This window comes from Luminiphilus syltensis NOR5-1B (assembly GCF_000158175.1).
GTDB lineage: Bacteria > Pseudomonadota > Gammaproteobacteria > Pseudomonadales > Halieaceae > Luminiphilus > Luminiphilus syltensis.
On the sequence record NZ_DS999411.1, the window covers coordinates 1,891,514 to 1,905,892 of the forward strand.

The window sequence follows — 14,379 nt, forward strand, 5'->3', positions numbered from 1 at the left end:
ACAGTCTTTCGGTGGGTCATGTGCCTGCCATGGTTGATCCAGTGTCAGATGAGCGGCTCAAACTGCGCTGTAAGCGGCTGGACGCGGCACTCGATGAGCTGACTCGCGCCAGTCGGGTTGCCCACCTCAGTAAAGTGCCCCGCGTGCTTGATGCAGCGCGGCAGGTGCTGGGCGAGCCGGGTGGCCCCCTGGCGTTGCGCCGGCGTATTGTGTCACTCACTGAGGCGGGGATTTTCCGCGGTTCAGACTGGGATTACCCCGAAAATCTGGTGCCCACGCTCGCCCGGCAGGCGCTGACGAGCCGCGACCCTGCCACTGTGGTGATAGAAGTCCTGAGTTTGCTCCGGCTGTTGTCGGTAGTTGAGGATGACTATCCAGGCGCGAATGTCGGGGTAGAGCAGTCACGGGAACATCTGGTTCGGGTGCTGGCGCTCAATCTCTCCATTCTCTACGGGATTCAGGGCGAGGCCGTGCGCGAACAGGGGGAGAAGTTGGCTGCGGTGAGTCGTGGATCGCTGCAATTTATTCTCGAACAGTTGGGCTTCGATCAGGTGGTTGATGCCTTGATTGCTGAGATCTGGCGAATTCTTGAGCAGCGCCCGATCCAGGTAGCACCGGTGCGCGAAATGATTACGCAAATCGCGCGTTGTTTGCAGGATCCAGAGCAGGACCTCGGTGCCAGCGGTCGCGGTGCGGAGCGACTGGTCAGCAGCCTTTACGGACCCACCCGCGCATGCGGCGAAGACCCTGGACTTGCGACTTATGCCGAGCGACTGCGGGCAATGGATGCTGTGGGCCTTCAGGGTGAGGTCATGGGCTTGGCGCGTTCAATGCACGACACCGGCTTGGTTTCGCCGTATCACGCAGTGGCAATCAGCCACCTGCTTGAGAGCGATGACAGGGCGATACTGTTGCCCGACATACTGGGCTTATCGAGCACTGGGCGAGATTGCCTGTTGTGTTACCAGAGTCTCGTGCAGACCCTGATCAGGGAGGCAATTTATCCCGACACCTGCCAGTCGATTTATGGACTTGCGTTATTACTTGAGCGGGGGATCCTCTATCAGCCGCCGGTTGCCCCCGGGTTATGGCGGCAGTTGAAAGTACGGCTCGCGCCCCAGGCCAGGGAGCGACTGCGGCTCACCTTTGGCGAAGCGTTACCTCCGGAAACCCATTTGGTGGCGGGCGTGCTTTCGGTGCTGGGTCAGCCTTTGGGTATTGGTCAGGGCAATAACCCGACCTGCCAGTCTGCGCGTGCCCTGTCGATGTGGGCTTACAACGACCCGGATTATCTGCTCCAGATGGTAATTTGGGCGGCGCGCGACGATGAAATCGTCATGCATTTCGAGGGCGAGGGAATATCCTCACGGGGCGAGACCGAGCTGGTCCGACCCCTCCTGGGCTTTGATCTCGATCCTGTATCGCTGGTGGTAGTGCCGCACCTCGACAGAATTTACAGTCAGATGATGGCCCGATGTGTCGGCCGCGCGGAAGATCCCCATTGTTGGGTTAATCCCGAGTTTCATGGGTGGTGGACCGGACGCGGCTTTCAGATCAACGTCGATGTCGCGACCGGGAAGTTGGCGAATCTCGAGGATTTTCTGCGGCATTTCTTTGCCAGTTATCACCCTTACTACAACGGTGTGCAGCCGCTGATCCATCCCCAGCCTGCAGGTATTGCAGTCACAGACAGTGCGGCTCGCTTTATCGGTTGGCACGCCATTACCATTCTCCGTGTGGCTCTCGACCAGCACGATGATATGCGGGTGTATTTTTATAACCCAAATAATGATGGTGGCCAGGACTGGGGCGATGGCACGGTGGTCAGCACCGGTGGCTGTGGCGAGCGCTATGGCGAGTCGTCACTGTCGTTCGCAGAATTCGCCTCGCGGCTGTATATCTTTCATTTTGACCCGCTCGAGCCGGGTGAGCCCGAAGCCGTGGATGGGCCGATGATTGACGATTGCGCCGCGCGAGTCAGGAGAACCTGGGCCGTGGATCGGTTACCCGCCCCATTGAGCGAACCCTCGGAACGTTCGGTCGGCTGACACCGGCCCGTGCTGGGCAATCGAGGGGACTAACGATCTCTTCGCTTGAGCCACGTGTACAGGAAAAAGGACGACGCCATTCCAGCGGCAATGATCAGAGCGGAAACGAACGCTCGGAAAGGCGCGTCGGGCGACCAAAGGTGCTCACGCTCAAGGATATACAATAGCAGCAGAGACGCCGCCCACGGCAGCAGGCCCAGTGCGATGGCTCCGAGTTTTCTGGTGAGGATAGCATAGGGGTTACTCATCACTGGGACCCGCTTGTTTGATTCGCTAGTGTAGCCGCCGTCCATCGCACCTGACTAAGTGGCCTATACGCACGAAAGATGCGGCGGACGATTGTTGCCATGTTGACTGCCTTGGGTATTTGGTCTCAGTAGGGCGGGGTATCACGAATGTACGCGATCTACACAACGGTATTCACACTCTCAGGTGCTTGGAAATGACTCTGCGCTGGCTTCTTAACGGGTGGCCTTTGTTCTGGCTTCTCAGTGTGCCGATTACAGCGGCGATGCTGCTGGAAATGCGGGCACTCGATATGGCGAATCCCGAAAGTGTCTCACACATGATTCAGTTCTCGGTCCGCTTCGCCGTTCCCTTTATATTTATTGTGGTTGCCTCTACTGCATTGCCCGTGCTGTTTCCCTCGACTGCCAGTCGCTGGTGTTTGCGCAATCGGCGCTATATTGGGCTGATTTTCGCCGTCGCCATGGCGTGGCAGGGCGCTTTTATTTTTTGGGTGTCGACGACGCATGCGACCTATTACTACAGTGACATTTACTTTTTGCGAGACGAGCTCGAGGGCAGTAGCGGCTATATTTTCCTCGTCGCCATGGTGCTGACGTCCTTCGATTTTGGCCGTCGACGTATCACCCCCAATCAATGGAAAGTGTTGCACCGTTCAGGGATCTACTTTCTGTGGGCCTATCCATTCAGTGTTTATTGGTGGAATCTGTACTATTACGGAAATCCCGTTACTCTCGATTACGTCTACTACGCCATGGGCTTTTTGGCGTTTCTTGCACGCATTGCCGCGTGGGGTAAAAAACGCCAGAGCGCCATCGCGCGTTCCGCGATGGCGAGGCCCGGATCCTTTTCCCGCGGCGGGGGTTTTGCATTGATTACGCTCGGTTTGATGGCATCGGTCACCGGGTCAGCATGGCGGGAGTCGGTAAGCCAATGGTTATTAAGCCCCGAGTGGTCGGCTAATTTGGAACTGTGGCTGCCCTATTGGCCTTTTGAGCCTTTCTTACCCTTGATCGCGATTGGTTTGGGCACCTGGTTATGGACGGGCTCACTTCGAGTTGTCGATATGCGGGTAAGCCAGAAGCTGGAGGCGGCCGCCTCCTGATCATAGATGTCGTGCTTCGGTATTCAGGTAGTCGAGAAGTCTTCGCATACGATACGCAATGATCGATCCTTACGTATTAATAGGCAATAACAGCATTACAGCGGTGTCGTCGTGGATCTCTTTGTAAAACCCTCTGATGGTTTTTCGGTTGAAGAGCTCATCCCTGACGATAAGTCGGATTTTGCGAGTTCAGCAAAACTATATCGGTCCGTATTCGATGATGAGCAGTGCAGGACGCTCTTTAATAATCTCGCGCACAGTATTGCCTGGGAGCAGCGCGAAATTACGCTATTTGGCAAACGGCATCTTCAGCCGCGTCTCATCGCCTGGTACGGAGACGGGGGAGCGTCCTACACTTACTCAGGTCTGAAACTAAGACCACGGCCGTGGGTAGTACCGTTGATGGAGATCAAGACCGCGTGTGAAGCTGTCGCTGGCGCGCGGTTCAACGGCGTCCTGCTGAATCAGTATCGGGATGGCAATGATGCGATGGGGTGGCACAGCGATAACGAAACGGAACTCGGTACGAATCCAACGATAGCATCGGTGAGTTTCGGTGCATCCCGTCGTTTCGATCTACGTCACAAAAGGACAAAGGAAACCATCCGTTCCTGGCTGCCCAATGGGTCAATACTCGTAATGTCGGGCCAAACCCAGACCGACTGGGTGCACCAGGTGCCGCGGACCAAAAAGGTTGGGGATGCGCGGATCAATCTAACCTTCCGCTGGGTACATGCCTAAAACAGCCTCCGAACCCAACAAGGGGTTGTTTAATAAAGCTGCCTGTCCCCTTTTTCCCGCCAGCGCTGGAACACGGTGCCGACATCGGTGCCTGACACTTTAATCATACTGAGTCGCCGTTGTTCAACGGGTAGCGCAATCTCGTCGTAGATGAGTTTGTCATCGAACCCCGCGGATTCCGCGTCTTTTCTGTCGCCGGCAAAGTAAACGGCTGAAATTCTGGCCCAGTAAATGGCACCCAGGCACATCGGGCAGGGTTCACAGGATGCATAAAGGGTGCAGCCCGAGAGATCGAAGGTGCCCAATGCTTCACCAGCGCTTCGAATAGCTTCCACTTCCGCGTGTGCGGTCGGATCCGAGTGCGCGAGTACTCGATTGGCTGATTCGGCGATCATCTCATTGTTTTTGACGATGACGGCACCGAAGGGCCCCCCCTTCCCGCTGTCGATATTGTCGCTGGCAAGTTGAATCGCCCTGTGGAGAAATGTTATCTGCATATCGGCCTCGGGTATTGAGTTACTCGTTTGCAGTCGAAAACCGCTTTAAGTTTTGCCACGATAGCACCGGAGCGATCACCCCTCGAGCAACTTAGGATGAAGCGATGTTTGAAAACAAACGTGTATTGGTCACCGGTAGCAGTCGCGGTATCGGATTCGCCATTGTAAAGGCATTTCTTGAGGCCGGTGCCCGAGTGGCGGTTAATGGCCGAACGGCGGAAAGTACTGAAAGTGCGATTGCAAAACTGGGTGGGGGCGATCAACTGATGCCGATACCCGGTGATGTGAGTTCGGTGGCTGGCTGCGAAGCGATCGTGGCTACCGCCATAGAGAGTCTTGGCGGAATGGACATTCTGGTGAACAACGCCGGCATCGATATCGGCGCCTCGCTTGAAGAGGGCGATGAGGCAGTCTGGGACGCCATCATGAATATAAACCTCAAGGGGACCTATTTCTGTTCCCGTGCCGCTGTGAAAGCCCTGCGCGAGAGCTGCGGCAACATCGTCAATGTGGGCTCTGATTCAAGTTTCATGGGCACTGCGGACATGTCAATTTACTGTGCATCGAAAGGAGGCGTGCTCATGCTTGCGCGTGCCTGGTCGAGAGAACTGGCTCCCGATATACGTGTGAACTGTGTGTGTCCGGGCTTTGTCGATACGGACATGGTGCGTCGAGACTACATTGACCAGGCGGATGATCCCGAGGAACTGCTGTCGCAGGTAGAGGACTATGCCGCGCTGAAAAGACTGGGGCGCCCCGAGGAGATCGCCGCCGCCGTGTTGTATCTCGCCTCCGAGCAGGCGGGCTTTGTCACCGGTTCTGCACTGTCGATCGATGGTGGTCTTACCGCGGGGTATTGATGTGAGGCGTAGGGGCGGGCGGTTTTTGTCCGGTTGATCAGCCCCACGCGACCTGGTGGTAAAAACAGGTAGCGCACGGCGCGGGCTGAGTTATGCTTGCTACACACAATCGAATCGGTGAGGACCTTATGGCGGAACAACGCAACGATAATTACCAGGGTGTCTGGGACGGACGACTCGGCTTTGGTAACAAAACGGCCCTGATTGTTATTGATCTTCTTCAGGGATACACCACAGAGGGCGCGCCGCTATACGCGCCGGGAGTGGTTGAGTGTGTGTCCGAGATGCACGAGCTTCTGGCAGCGGCCCGAAAAGCGCAGATGATGATTATCCATACCCAGGTCCGCTACAACCCGCATACCTTTGTGGATGGTGGCGTTTGGACGAAAAAGGCACCGGTACTCAAGTCGCTGGTCGAAGGCGATCCGTCGACGAAATTTTGTGAGGGTATGGAGCCACTTCCGGAAGAGCTACTGATTACCAAGAATTACGCCAGCGCCTTTTTTGGTACATCGCTGAGCTCAACCCTCACCGCTGCGGGCGTCGACACGCTGCTTATCACGGGTTGCACCACATCGGGGTGTATCCGCGCCACGGCCGTCGATGCCTGCCAGTATGGGTTTCGTCCGCTGTGCGTGCGGGAGTGCTGTGGCGACCGGCATCCTGACCCCCATGAGGCGAATCTATTTGATATCAATGCAAAGTACGGTGATGTCATCAGCAAGCAGGAGGCGCTCGACTACTGTTCAAGTTTGTAGTCTTCACTAAAAGCATTATTTCAAAACTCATTAACCATCGAGGGATTTAGCTATGGCGTTTTTTACACCTATCAAGGGCCGCAAGGTCAAAGTCAGGAAGTCCGCCAAAAGCAAGCTGACGCAGAGTAAGCATTACGATTTTCAGCCGATCGTTGATCGCAAGCCGTTTACCTTGCCCAAAGGCGCGCGCGTTGCGGTAATGCCGTACGTCAATATCGAACATTTCCCTGCGGCTATCGGTGGAACGCCGCTGGTTCCCGGTACAGCAGGGTTTAGTCCCGATCCCCTGAATTATGGGTGGCGCGACTACGGTAATCGCGTGGGCCTTTGGCGCATGATGGATATGATGGATGAATTGGGCATGCGCGGTACGGTTTGCCTCAACGGTGAAATCATTCGCGAGTACCCCCGGATTATAGAAGAGGGCGAGGCGCGCGACTGGGCGTGGATTGGCCATGGTATCAACAACGCCCCGGCCAACTTTATTGGTAACGTGCGCAACCCCGATGGTTCTTTGAGTGAGTTGGATGAAGCCCGCGAACGCGAGATTCTCGAATTCACACTCAATGGCATGAAGGAAGTGCTCGGTAGAAAGACCAAAGGCTGGTTGTCCCCCTTCCTCACGCATACCGATAATACACCACGTCTGCTCGAGGAATATGGCGTCGAGTACCTCTGCGACTACACGGCGGATGATCATCCCTTCCGCTTTAATACGCCGAAGAAAAATCTTATTGCAGTGCCCTATACCGTCGATTTGAACGACATCCCCGCCTTTCTTAACCTCGGGGTCTCGCCAGAGGTCTTTGGCGACATGATTATCGATCAGTTTGATGTGTTGTACGAAGAGGGCGCTACCAACGCCCGCTGCATGCCGATCTGTCTACACACATTCCATGTCGGTCAACCCAATAAGTTCAAACACCTCAAACGGGCCTTTGAGTACATCGCGAAACACGATGATGTTTGGTTAACCACGGGTGACGAGGTCAATGACTGGTATCGTAAAGAGTACATGGGAAAGAAAAAGTAGTGCAGGGGAGGGTGCCTGACTTCGGAGCGCGTTCATTGGGTGAAGCGGCTGGGTGCGTAACATCGGCGAAAGCCCGAAGGTTTAGGTTTGGTGCGGGTTTAGAGCATCGCCCTACGGCTTGGTTGCACATTTTTTCATTAGCCAGCGAATGTCATGCAGGAATGAATGATTCGATTCCCATTGCACATGGTGAAAGTAGTACGAATGCTTCATCATTACCGCTCTTTGGTATGGATTGGTCTATGCCATGTGAAAAATATACTGGGACATTTTTAGGGGAAAACCATGCAAGTCTTCAAGCAATCAGTAATGACAGTAACTGCGCTACTAACCTCCCTTTTCTGGGCAATGACGGTATCAGCGGATAACTTCGATGAGGCGCTACAGAGCTTTAAATTGCAGGAGGAGACCTCGCCTTATTTTGAAGCGGCGCACGCCTACGCGCTGTTCCCAACGATTGGAAAAGGAGGCATTGGCATTGGTGGTGCCTATGGCAAGGGCCGGGTTTACGAGCAGGGCACCTATATCGGTGACGCTTCGATGTCGCAACTGAGCATAGGATTGCAATTCGGTGGCCAAGCCTACAGCATGGTTATTTTTTTCGAGGATGAACGGGCGCTTACAGAGTTCACCTCCGGTAACTTCGAGTTCGGTGCTCAGGCATCGGCGGTGGCGCTTACCGCGGGGGTCTCTGCGGAAGCGACAACCGGCGGCGGTGTTTCCGCTACCGCCAGCGGTGGTAAAAATGATGCCTCACAAATTCAGACAGGTTACCGAAAGGGAATGGCGACTTTTACCGTTGCCAAGGGTGGTGCGATGTACGAAGCCACACTGGGCGGCCAGAAGTTCAAATACACGGCTTTGGATTGAAACCATTGGGTTATGGGTAGCTCGCTTGGGGCTACGGCGTCGGTAATTCGACGAACCAGGCCGGCTAGTAAATCTAGGAAACGGGCGGTCCTTCGGGGTCGCCTTTTTTATGCCGATTGCTTGCTTCAATTCTGAGATCCTGGCTTTCCCAGATCAATGGGATTACCCATGCAAAACTAACCGATTTAGGCCGGATGTCTCTGCTTCAAGGAACGCGGCATCAGCGTCTTTCACGATTTTTTTCTAAAGAGTTGCTGGGGTTCCCCCTGCGAATCCCACTCCGTTTCGACTGATAACTTCAGGACTGCTGATCACACTTTTTAGATTTCTGGGACCACTTCTGGATGGTAAAGTGTAATTCGATTTCTTCCGCTGTCCTTTGATTCATACAAAGCAAAATCGGCCAATTTCATCAGTTCATGCAGCTCTTCTTTGTCGGTACTGACGGCGTACCCGGCGCTAAACGTCACGTCAAACGTCTGCTCTCCAGACGATATGGTCACTTTTTTCAAGGCGGCTTTTAACGACGACAGCGTATTCAACATATCGTCTCTGTTTCGCGTCACACAAACCACGCCAAATTCTTCACCCCCAATACGCCCGACGACAAATTTCCTGGCGTTGCAGTATTCGTCTAAAAGTCGGGCAAAGACGATTAGGGTTTCATCTCCCGCCTGATGACCATAGGTATCATTGATGTTTTTGAATAAATCTAAATCGATAATGGCGGCCGCAAGAAAGGTTCCTGGCTGGCGCTGTTGGATCAACGCTCGGGCGCTTTCAAACAGTGCATTGCGGTTGGCGATACCTGTCAGCGTATCGGTGGTTGATGTAATTTTTAGCTGCTCAAGTAACTTCTCTTTGATCGATAGATAGGAGCGCAGGTAATACTGGCTGACCAGGAGCAGAATTAACCCTACTACACCACCGTACCCGATCGCGAGTACGACTGGTTTCTTGAGTGCCTGAAGCTGATCCGCACGGTAATCCAGTCCAAGAACATGCATCACATCTTTATCTTGATAAATTGGAATCATACAACCCACGGTCGACCCATAATCATCGGTAAATATCGCTGGATCAACCCAAACCTCACCTTGCTTAAGCACCTCAATGGACATCAAAAAGTCGTCGGGGTATTCATAGGGCTCAAGCCAGTTAGATGCGACCGCTGACGGAGAACGCTGGCTAACCGCTGCGTATGTGTTGGGGTCTTGCAGCGTATCCAGCAAAAAGTACCAATTATCGCCACTGCCCCTTAGTGTGTAGATATATTCTATTTTCGGGTTTGACTTGTGGATTATCCCGAGCTTTTCCATAAAGTCGTAGCGTGCCAGCGCGGTGCGCGAGGGATCACTCACAAACTCCAAATAGGATTCGGCTGTGAAGGTCGAGACGACTTCTCGACAGAGCAGGGACAGCTCCTCATCCAGTTGCTGTTTGCTGCTGGTAAGCAAGGAGTAACCGGAAACCAAGGGCATCATAAAAAATGCAGCGATCAAGAATATTCCCTGTGGCCGCATAAACAATCGAGCAAATCGGAATGGTCCTGCTGCAAATCCATTATTATTCGACATTAATAATGATTCACCTTTGATTCAGTGCCCCTCACCGTATCACTAGATAGCGTTGCATAGACAACAAAAAGTAGGTTTTTTATAGCGTGGTGGCTGTTATTGATAGTGTTTTTGCGTAGTGCGCGTCGTGTGCTGAGTTTGACGTCTACTTCCTCTAATCTGAGACATAGCTTCTGGACAAATCTACCGTGAAAAAAGGCAATTCTCGAACCGGGATGCTGGCTGATTCTCTCGTGCCATTTGGCTTGCCTCCTGGCGCGCGATAAAGCTTCTCAGCGTTTGGATCACCTTGGATAATTAATGTTTTACCACCTAGCTCTCTCACCAGGTTCTTTGCATGATCAATCAATGCTCTGCCCACTCCCTTCCCAATGAAGACTGGCTCGACGAACAGGGCTTCTAGTTCAAATTCTTGGTCATTAAGTTTTTCAATTGCGTAATATTCTAGAAGTTCGCTTTCCTTCTCGGCGACGTAGTAATGAAGATCTACAGAGTTCAAGGATCTTTCTGTGACGGTCAATTCATCACGACACGCCTCCATGAATGATTGCGAATACCCCCAATAGGCTTTTGAACGAAGGGCTAATCCAGTTAACTCTTCGATTTCGTTGGGTTTGGCTTTTCTGATTGTCGGTAGACTAGTCATGTCGCATAACGCAAAGCACACGGGCGACGAGCCGCGCAGCGGATTGGCGTCCCAGCCGCCGCAGGCCGCGAGTGATGCGCCTTGTTATGTTTACCTACCATTGGAGCTTTTATTGTCATTAGGTAAGTCATTGCAAATAGCGCAATGAATATTTTTGCGAAAACTATAAAAACGCCATAATGCAAAAACTGTTACCGATATCAATGCCCACAATACACCGAACTCAATTGAGTACTCTAGACTTCTGCCTTTCAAGTGCTGAACACCTGCTAGCAGGACAAAAATAGCTGGTAGACCTATCGCATATTGAAAAATTCATTTTTTTATTGGCACATTATCTCCTTAATACTCCAAACTAAAGTAAACATAACAGCTTATTAGAGGGAGCGCGCTCGTTTCCCCCATTCCGGTTAATTCCGGGGTCATTCCGTAAGCTTCCCCGTCAAGTGGACAGTTCAAAAGTAGAGTTTCTGACGGATTGTTCTCTGGCTTCCTGAGGCGTCCGTAACCCTGACTTGTTAGGCGGAACATGTACTGGCCACCTTCCTAGAAATCTCGTTCAGATATTCATCCGCCCAGTTGCAGAAGGACTGATAGGGAGAACTCGGCCAATTTTGATAGCCGGGTAATGCTAGAGATGGAATAACAAATATTTGGACCCCCTTGGCCATTTCGCATTGAACGAATTCGCTAGGTGTTTTGGGAGGGCCAGGTAAAGCGGGCTTAAGGACGAGTGCTCTATTAACTTCCTTAACAACGCCGGCACCATGAACGACGACAGCCCTCGGCCTAATCTCGTCAAGAAGGGCACGAAATATTTCGATGCCCCGCTCCTTCCCGCCATAGTTCTCGGGGAGGGAAAGGTACTTCTTTTTGCCTGTACCATAGCAGACTACATTGGTTTCAATGATTTCCGAGACGCCATGTGATCTGAGTTTGTCAGTAAACATTTCTATATTTCCCCTAGTTGGGGATGTGTGGGTAACTTCTCGGTAGAATGATCTACAATCTTCCCCATTGCGATTAAGCAAGCTATCAATGTAGCGCTCATAATCGATTTTTCCTGTCGAATAGGCGCTTGCTGGGTTGTATCCCACGACGAACACCTTGGCCTTCGAAGGGTCCTTCATATCAGTCATCCACGGTCTCGGATACTGACCGTTGATCTCCGTTGTAAGCTCCCGAACGAACTCTTCAAACTTATCCATCGCGCAGATCTCTGAGTGCCGCCTAACAGCTCATTAGAGGGAGCGGGCTCATTTCGCCCATTCCGGTTAATTCCGGGTTCATTCCCTCTAACTCCCATCATTTTTTCACAGTAATCATGACCTTACTCCAAATCTGCGGTTAACAGGCGATGCAACCGAGCCATTAGATCCGCTCCTTTTACGCCTAGCGCGTTCGCGGATGTAAGCTTCTACGTCGCGGAATCAGTAACTTAGATCAGTACTTGCCGCTACGCCCGGTGAAAAACCGGTTTTTAATTTATATCTGGGGTCACGTGATCAATGAACAGGTTCGCGCCTAGTACCCCTGAGGATATACCCCCGCCATTCCGAGCAACCCAACTCGACTGCTGGACCTGCTTCGGCGGCACATGCGCGACCGTGGCTATTTGAGAGTTTTGGTCCACGGCGGTGGGGATGGAAGTATGAGCTGAATGTAATGAATGCCCGCTTGATAAGGCGCAGTGCCTCCAAAACGGCAGACCTCGCTGCGTTGTGATCGCTCCCGGGCATCCATGCCCTTCGCGATCGCCCCACATCCTGTGGGGCACCCGCGCCCTGCGGGCGCGTGCCCATCTCCAGCGAGCCCCCCCAAATTAAAAAAGGGCGGCCCTTTCGGGTCACCCTTTTTTAATTTGGGGGAGGCGGCGGGAGTTGCGTCTTCACGGGCGCTGCGCGCCCGCTCGACAGACCTCCCTGCGGTCGGCCACCCGCGCCCTCTGGGCGCTCGTTCAGCTGTCACAGCCGCTAAAAACAGAAAAGGGCCACCCAATGGGCGACCCTTTTCTATTTTTGGTGGAGGCGGCGGGAGTTGAACCCGCGTCCGCCAGTGCTCTGCCTTCGGCTCTACATGCTTAGTTTCCGTTTACTGATTTAACCGCACACAGCCCAACGGTCAGGACGTGATTGGCGATCTCCGTAATTGTTTAGCAGCGTAGCCCGGAGCCTACCTTGCTGCGATCCAGTTCTATATGACAGTCACTAACGCGGGGCTGGAACCTTGCTAGAGACCGCTAGGGCCGAAGCCACTAGATGGTGCTTTCACAGGCTACTTACGCAGCGAGTTGGGCACCGTAGTTGTCGTCATTGGCAACTAATAGTTTGCAGCTTTGGATTTACGTGATTGGCTACCATCACGGCATGCACCTTAGGGTTTACTACCGTCGTCGAATCCGTAACGCCCCCAAGTGACCCGACAGTATAGCACGACAAAAATTGGCGTCTTTGGTGTGCTTGAGGGCCTACCTGGTTAGCAGCTACCAGTTGACACCGACCCCCAGTTCGCCAACGCTGTCGAAAAAGAGGCTAGGGGTGAACTCAATGGACTTTTCAACGGTTAACTGGATCGCGGTAATTGTCGCGGCCTTTTCGGGCTTTGTGATTGGCGGACTCTGGTATTCGCCGGTCCTGTTTGGGAATACCTGGATGGAGGCCGCGGGATTGTCTGAGGAGCAGGTGCGTTCTGGCAATAACGCAAAAATATTCGGATTTTCGTTTTTCTTTCTGCTGGTTATGAGCGCCAACCTGGCAGTATTCCTCAACACGCCCGATATAACCTGGCAGAGCGGTGCGTTTTACGGTTTTCTCGCCGGTTTTGGCTGGGTTTTTTTCGCGCTGGGTATTGTTGCTCTCTTTGAACTGCGCTCCTGGACTTACATCTTCGTCAACGGCGGCTACTGTGTGGTCGCATTGACGGTTATGGGTATGATTCTGGGCGGTTGGCGCTGATCTGCTTAGGTGAGCTCGCGTATGCTTAGGGCATGAAGCCAACTCATACTGCCGTCCGTCAGGGGATACGGGATACCTTCCCCTTATTTGTGCCTGCGATCCCCTTCTCCTTTGTCTTCGGATTGGTGGTGGCCAATTCGGGAATTGCGCCGCTATTGGGATGGAGTTCCACTCCGATTATGTTTGGGGGTGCCGCGCAGGTTACCTTGCTGACTCTTCTAGGTCAGGGTGCGTCTGTGGCCGCGGCGACGACGGCGGCGCTGGTGGTCACAGCGAGGCATTTGCTTTATTCCGTCACGCTGGCGCCACGATTTCAAAATCAGCCGCGATGGTTTCGGTGGGTCGGACCCTATTTACTGATTGATCAGGTGTTCGCGCTAACACTGATAAACCGTGATCAAGATCCTAAGGTGTTTCGCGCCTATTATCTGGCCTCCGGGTTTACCTTTTGGCTGCTCTGGATGATGGCAACCGGTGTGGGCCTGTTTGTTGGTCCAGCCTTACCCGTCGAGTGGGGGCTGAAGTTCAGCGCCCCGGTGATGTTCATTGGAATCCTCGCCGTCAGCGTAAGCTCCTGGGAGAAGGTTCTGGTCGCCGGCATCTCCGCTGGATTGACTGTCCTGTTCGCTGGCCTTCCCAACAAGATGGGCTTACTTGTCGCATCACTGATGGCGATTTGCGTGGCGTTGATTCTGGAGTTGCGCAAACGGTGACCATTTTCATGGCCATACTGTTGGCGGGATTAGGCACTTATGCGATGCGGGCGGTGTTTATTGTGGCACTTGCCAAGCAGAGGTTTCCGCCGCTGGCACTTCATTTACTGGAATACGTCGGCCCGGCTGTAATGGGTGGGTTGGTTGTCGCGATGCTGTCGACACCTGAGGGTGCCGTAGAGATTGGCCTGCCCGAATTGGCCGGTCTGGCAAGTGCGGCGTTTGTCGCTGCGAAAACAAGAAACCAGGTATGGAGTTTAGTCACTGGTATGACGATTTACTGGGTACTGCGGGCGTTGGTGGGTTGATGGACGGGCACCATGAGCACCGC

Annotated in this window: 14 protein-coding genes and 1 other RNA gene; 10 read left to right on the forward strand and 5 right to left on the reverse strand. The window is 53.3% G+C overall.

Annotated elements, in window-relative coordinates:
- Positions 1 to 11 precede the first annotated feature (11 nt).
- The 3 genes from NOR51B_RS08565 (at position 12) to NOR51B_RS08580 (ending at position 4,140) form a co-directional block, all read left to right on the forward strand.
- Positions 12 to 2,048, forward strand: a complete 2,037-nt coding sequence (locus tag NOR51B_RS08565) for a hypothetical protein (RefSeq protein ID WP_230198432.1) — start codon at positions 12 to 14, stop codon at positions 2,046 to 2,048.
- Between the two features lie 442 nt (positions 2,049 to 2,490).
- Positions 2,491 to 3,399 carry a ferric reductase-like transmembrane domain-containing protein gene (locus NOR51B_RS08575; protein ID WP_009019779.1) on the forward strand — a complete coding sequence of 303 codons (909 nt, stop codon included), beginning with the start codon at positions 2,491 to 2,493 and terminating at the stop codon, positions 3,397 to 3,399.
- A 111-nt stretch (positions 3,400 to 3,510) separates the two neighbouring features.
- Positions 3,511 to 4,140 carry an alpha-ketoglutarate-dependent dioxygenase AlkB family protein gene (locus NOR51B_RS08580; RefSeq protein WP_009021105.1) on the forward strand — a complete coding sequence of 210 codons (630 nt, stop codon included), beginning with the start codon at positions 3,511 to 3,513 and terminating at the stop codon, positions 4,138 to 4,140.
- A 29-nt stretch (positions 4,141 to 4,169) separates the two neighbouring features.
- Here the strand turns inward: NOR51B_RS08580 and NOR51B_RS08585 are convergent, their stop codons facing one another.
- Positions 4,170 to 4,637, reverse strand: coding sequence for a nucleoside deaminase (locus tag NOR51B_RS08585; protein ID WP_009019720.1), 468 nt, complete (start codon positions 4,635 to 4,637; stop codon positions 4,170 to 4,172).
- 104 nt (positions 4,638 to 4,741) lie between these two features.
- Between NOR51B_RS08585 and NOR51B_RS08590 the strand changes: the two genes are divergently transcribed.
- The 4 genes from NOR51B_RS08590 to NOR51B_RS08605 all read left to right on the forward strand — a co-directional run bounded on the left by NOR51B_RS08590 (position 4,742) and on the right by NOR51B_RS08605 (position 8,158).
- Complete coding sequence (locus NOR51B_RS08590) at positions 4,742 to 5,497, forward strand: SDR family NAD(P)-dependent oxidoreductase (RefSeq protein ID WP_009018943.1); 756 nt, start codon at positions 4,742 to 4,744, stop codon at positions 5,495 to 5,497.
- 92 nt (positions 5,498 to 5,589) lie between these two features.
- Positions 5,590 to 6,255, forward strand: coding sequence for an N-carbamoylsarcosine amidohydrolase (locus NOR51B_RS08595; protein ID WP_009021720.1), 666 nt, complete (start codon positions 5,590 to 5,592; stop codon positions 6,253 to 6,255).
- A 52-nt stretch (positions 6,256 to 6,307) separates the two neighbouring features.
- Positions 6,308 to 7,288: a polysaccharide deacetylase family protein gene (locus NOR51B_RS08600; protein ID WP_009020567.1), complete on the forward strand. Its 981-nt coding sequence runs from the start codon at positions 6,308 to 6,310 to the stop codon at positions 7,286 to 7,288.
- A 285-nt stretch (positions 7,289 to 7,573) separates the two neighbouring features.
- Positions 7,574 to 8,158, forward strand: coding sequence for a YSC84-related protein (locus NOR51B_RS08605; protein ID WP_009021329.1), 585 nt, complete (start codon positions 7,574 to 7,576; stop codon positions 8,156 to 8,158).
- A gap of 320 nt (positions 8,159 to 8,478) precedes the next feature.
- Here the strand turns inward: NOR51B_RS08605 and NOR51B_RS08610 are convergent, their stop codons facing one another.
- From NOR51B_RS08610 to ssrA, 4 genes are all read right to left on the reverse strand, one after another.
- On the reverse strand, positions 8,479 to 9,735 hold the full coding sequence (locus NOR51B_RS08610) for a GGDEF domain-containing protein (RefSeq protein ID WP_009021025.1): 1,257 nt from the start codon (positions 9,733 to 9,735) through the stop codon (positions 8,479 to 8,481).
- A 154-nt stretch (positions 9,736 to 9,889) separates the two neighbouring features.
- Positions 9,890 to 10,381 (reverse strand): GNAT family N-acetyltransferase, encoded by a 492-nt coding sequence (locus NOR51B_RS08615; RefSeq protein ID WP_040481960.1) that lies wholly within the window; start codon positions 10,379 to 10,381, stop codon positions 9,890 to 9,892.
- Positions 10,382 to 10,899: 518 nt separating this feature from the next.
- Positions 10,900 to 11,589 carry a hypothetical protein gene (locus NOR51B_RS08620; protein WP_040481961.1) on the reverse strand — a complete coding sequence of 230 codons (690 nt, stop codon included), beginning with the start codon at positions 11,587 to 11,589 and terminating at the stop codon, positions 10,900 to 10,902.
- An 811-nt stretch (positions 11,590 to 12,400) separates the two neighbouring features.
- Positions 12,401 to 12,792, reverse strand: a transfer-messenger RNA (tmRNA) gene (gene ssrA, locus NOR51B_RS15245).
- Between the two features lie 135 nt (positions 12,793 to 12,927).
- Between ssrA and NOR51B_RS08625 the strand changes: the two genes are divergently transcribed.
- The 3 genes from NOR51B_RS08625 to NOR51B_RS08635 are packed head-to-tail and all read left to right on the forward strand — an operon-like array spanning position 12,928 to position 14,356.
- The gene (locus tag NOR51B_RS08625; RefSeq protein WP_009020197.1) at positions 12,928 to 13,335 is read left to right on the forward strand and encodes a DUF1761 domain-containing protein; all 408 of its coding nucleotides are present in this window, start codon (positions 12,928 to 12,930) and stop codon (positions 13,333 to 13,335) included.
- A 32-nt stretch (positions 13,336 to 13,367) separates the two neighbouring features.
- Positions 13,368 to 14,048 carry an AzlC family ABC transporter permease gene (locus NOR51B_RS08630; RefSeq protein WP_040481962.1) on the forward strand — a complete coding sequence of 227 codons (681 nt, stop codon included), beginning with the start codon at positions 13,368 to 13,370 and terminating at the stop codon, positions 14,046 to 14,048.
- Positions 14,045 to 14,356, forward strand: a complete 312-nt coding sequence (locus NOR51B_RS08635) for an AzlD domain-containing protein (protein ID WP_009020815.1) — start codon at positions 14,045 to 14,047, stop codon at positions 14,354 to 14,356. The genes NOR51B_RS08630 and NOR51B_RS08635 overlap by 4 nt, the downstream gene beginning before the upstream one ends.
- Positions 14,357 to 14,379: the final 23 nt, after the last annotated feature.